Origin of the sequence: Roseburia sp. 1XD42-34 (assembly GCF_009917385.1) — a bacterium.
Lineage (GTDB): Bacteria > Bacillota > Bacilli > Bacillales > Amphibacillaceae > Virgibacillus.
The window spans coordinates 1-313 of the sequence record NZ_QWLJ01000084.1 but is presented as its reverse complement, the minus strand read 5'-3'; the positions used below and the strand labels follow the sequence as shown (position 1 = coordinate 313).

Annotated in this window: 2 tRNA genes; both read right to left on the bottom strand. The window is 46.6% G+C overall.

What is annotated here, in order from left to right:
• Positions 1-79: 79 nt before the first annotated feature.
• Positions 80-152 (bottom strand) — tRNA-Ala (locus tag D1839_RS20085).
• Between the two features lie 25 nt (positions 153-177).
• Positions 178-254, bottom strand: a tRNA-Ile gene (locus D1839_RS20080).
• Positions 255-313 lie beyond the last annotated feature (59 nt).

Genomic DNA, 313 nt, shown 5'->3' with positions numbered 1-313 from the left:
TCTGTACATCGCTAAACATTCGCTTCCGCTTTTAGTTTGATGTCGTTGTTACTCTTATTTAGTTTTCAAGGTACAAAAATGGAGCCTAGCGGGATCGAACCGCTGACCTCCTGCGTGCAAGGCAGGCGCTCTCCCAGCTGAGCTAAGGCCCCATATATCTTAATATTTTTTTAGAGATGGTGGGCCTGAGTGGACTTGAACCACCGACCTCACGCTTATCAGGCGTGCGCTCTAACCAGCTGAGCTACAGGCCCATCCTAAGGTAAATGATAAATCACTCTCTCAAAACTGAACCAAACAACCAAGTATGTCT